Genomic DNA, 2065 nt, shown 5'->3' with positions numbered 1-2065 from the left:
CGGTCTTTCGAGGCGCGGCCAGACGGGGACCGATGCCCCCTTCGCCTGCTCTGTTCCCGAATCAGTCAACAAACATCGAGACCGGGATTTGAAATCGATTTGCCAGCGCCCGCATGTGATCAAAGGTCAGACTGCGTTCACCACTGAGGAACCGGCTGACGAGCGATTTATTACCTATCTCGTTTTCGAAATCGGACTGAGAAAGCCCGTATTGCTGCATAAGAACCCGCAGCAACGATACACCGTTTTTGCCTGCTTCGAAGCGCGTATTAAATTCTTCAAATTCCACCGCGTTATCTTCCCAGGCATCGATGCGGGCAGTCAGCATATCAACCAGCGGGCTGCCCGGATCATGTTCCAGAAGATATTCAACGAGTTTACGTGCCTCTTCGTAATCTTTGCGGGACGAACTGCCACCCAGCAGAGGGACAATACTCGCCAGGTCATTCACCGCTTTATTGGCATCGCTAATCATTCAAACCTGCTGAATTTTAAAGTTAACACCGCAGGCTCTGGCGTACCGAACCAGCGTCTGAATACTCATTCGCGAAGCGTTCTTCTCCATACGTGAGATAGTAGGCGCTTTGATGCCCATACGTTCTGCAACCTGTGCCGACGTCAAACCCGCTTCTTTTCTCCATGTTGCTAAGGTTTCCCGAAGTAGCTCCGAGGCTTCTTCTGCCTCGAATGCCGCGCTGTACTCATGATCGTTCATTGCTTCGGTATGAACCTGGCTAAGGGTTTTATATTTCATTCTGCATTTCCTCCAGTCTGCGAAGTGCCTGATCTATTTCTGCCGGGGGCGTTTTTGGCGATTTTTTGATAAAGATCCGAAGTAGAAAAATACGTTCACCACTCTGATATACCCAGATTCCGCGGGCGATATCTGCCCCCATTGTACGTATTTCGAAAAGGCCGTTTCCAAGCGGCTTGGTATCTGGCTCGCGTAGCTGGCGAGGGTTTGCTTCCAGCTTCATGAGTAGCCTGGCCATTTTTGCACGAATGGCAGCAGGCAGAGCCGTAAACTCTTTTTCAGCCTCATCATGAAAGATGACTGTGAACATGAATGTAATCTCTGGTCCGTATGTGCACATATTAGCTCAAAAGCTAACTTAGCTCAAGAGCTAAGTTAGCTGGCTTCTCACTACCCGACCTTTACGACTTCAATGCCCAGGATCAGAGCGATGAATTCTGCTTTGTTCTGAAGCAACCAGGTGCGTGCTTCGGGTGCCTGAGCTTTGCTGATATCGATATCAAACTGATTAAGCGCTGCAGCATCGGCGTGTCCAAGTGTAATACCGCGCCACTGCATCCCTGCAAAATAGGCGTTCCCTGCCCCCTGCTGGATTTTTCCTTTCACGTGTTCCATTGCCCAGACCTCATTTCACACCCAGACGGCGGAACATATCGGCGATGATATTCCGGCGCGTATATGAAGCACCTGCGGCTTTCAGATCGGCCAGCACGTTATAGGCGTAACTGGCATCCTTTCCATGAAAAGCGATCACCTTTTCCGCTTTTGGTTCAAAACAGGATGGGGAAGTTTCCCGGAAGAAAGCCTCTGATGAGTGTTGATGGCCGTATACTTTCATTTTGCGTTACCTCTGGTCTTTAAGGGATGGCAGCGATACGCCGCCATCCGTGTTTATTTCTCAGCAGTCGTTTGCCGCCAGTTCACTCATCAGTACATCCCGTGCTTCCAGCGCGCGTTCCTCTTCGGCTAGCGTCAGCAGATAGCCGCGCTTTGCCGCAGCGCCCATTAACACCGGACGGTCTTTCAACGGCAGCGCATCCAGATAATCCAGCGCACCACCCAGCAGATGGGCCTGATACAGCTCGTAATGCATACCGCAGCTCCGACCAGCCTTTTTCTCGATACGTTCAAGCACTACATCGGCGCGGATAACATCGAACGGGTTTCGGGAATGAATGTTGCGCACAAAACCGTCAGTCCGGAGGGTTGTGCTTTCTTTGGTGGAGGGTTTTTCGTTGACGTTTTGTGTGCTCATCCAGCTTTCTCCTTTGTCTGTTTTTCTGCCTTTTAAAACCATCACCCGTTGAGTTG

Annotated in this window: 6 protein-coding genes; all 6 read right to left on the bottom strand. The window is 50.8% G+C overall.

Going from position 1 to position 2065, the window contains the following annotated elements:
* Positions 1 to 61 precede the first annotated feature (61 nt).
* Positions 62 to 475 (bottom strand): helix-turn-helix domain-containing protein, encoded by a 414-nt coding sequence (locus HMPREF9538_RS15985; RefSeq protein WP_004152722.1) that lies wholly within the window; start codon positions 473 to 475, stop codon positions 62 to 64.
* Positions 476 to 754: a helix-turn-helix domain-containing protein gene (locus tag HMPREF9538_RS15990; RefSeq protein ID WP_004152721.1), complete on the bottom strand. Its 279-nt coding sequence runs from the start codon at positions 752 to 754 to the stop codon at positions 476 to 478.
* Positions 744 to 1064: a type II toxin-antitoxin system RelE/ParE family toxin gene (locus HMPREF9538_RS15995; RefSeq protein ID WP_004152720.1), complete on the bottom strand. Its 321-nt coding sequence runs from the start codon at positions 1062 to 1064 to the stop codon at positions 744 to 746. Before HMPREF9538_RS15995 ends, HMPREF9538_RS15990 begins: the two co-directional genes overlap by 11 nt.
* Before the next feature lie 80 nt (positions 1065 to 1144).
* Positions 1145 to 1369 (bottom strand): hypothetical protein, encoded by a 225-nt coding sequence (locus HMPREF9538_RS16000; RefSeq protein ID WP_004152719.1) that lies wholly within the window; start codon positions 1367 to 1369, stop codon positions 1145 to 1147.
* 10 nt (positions 1370 to 1379) lie between these two features.
* Positions 1380 to 1592 (bottom strand): hypothetical protein, encoded by a 213-nt coding sequence (locus tag HMPREF9538_RS16005; protein ID WP_004152718.1) that lies wholly within the window; start codon positions 1590 to 1592, stop codon positions 1380 to 1382.
* 60 nt (positions 1593 to 1652) lie between these two features.
* A complete protein-coding gene (locus HMPREF9538_RS16010; RefSeq protein WP_004152717.1) occupies positions 1653 to 2009 on the bottom strand; it encodes a hypothetical protein in 357 nt (118 codons plus the stop codon).
* Positions 2010 to 2065 lie beyond the last annotated feature (56 nt).

Origin of the sequence: Klebsiella sp. MS 92-3, assembly GCF_000195655.1 — a bacterium.
GTDB classification, from domain to species: domain Bacteria; phylum Pseudomonadota; class Gammaproteobacteria; order Enterobacterales; family Enterobacteriaceae; genus Klebsiella; species Klebsiella pneumoniae.
The sequence above is the reverse complement of the archived record's forward strand: the minus strand, read 5'-3'. Positions and strand labels throughout refer to the sequence as shown.

What these genes read in the sequence shown, in the direction of transcription:
- HMPREF9538_RS15995 (WP_004152720.1), bottom strand. Translation starts at nt 1,064, where the DNA reads ATGTTCACAGTCATCTTTCATGATGAGGCTGAAAAAGAGTTTACGGCT.
- HMPREF9538_RS15985 (WP_004152722.1), bottom strand. Translation starts at nt 475, where the DNA reads ATGATTAGCGATGCCAATAAAGCGGTGAATGACCTGGCGAGTATTGTC.
- HMPREF9538_RS16000 (WP_004152719.1), bottom strand. Translation starts at nt 1,369, where the DNA reads ATGGAACACGTGAAAGGAAAAATCCAGCAGGGGGCAGGGAACGCCTAT.
- HMPREF9538_RS16005 (WP_004152718.1), bottom strand. Translation starts at nt 1,592, where the DNA reads ATGAAAGTATACGGCCATCAACACTCATCAGAGGCTTTCTTCCGGGAA.
- HMPREF9538_RS15990 (WP_004152721.1), bottom strand. Translation starts at nt 754, where the DNA reads ATGAAATATAAAACCCTTAGCCAGGTTCATACCGAAGCAATGAACGAT.
- HMPREF9538_RS16010 (WP_004152717.1), bottom strand. Translation starts at nt 2,009, where the DNA reads ATGAGCACACAAAACGTCAACGAAAAACCCTCCACCAAAGAAAGCACA.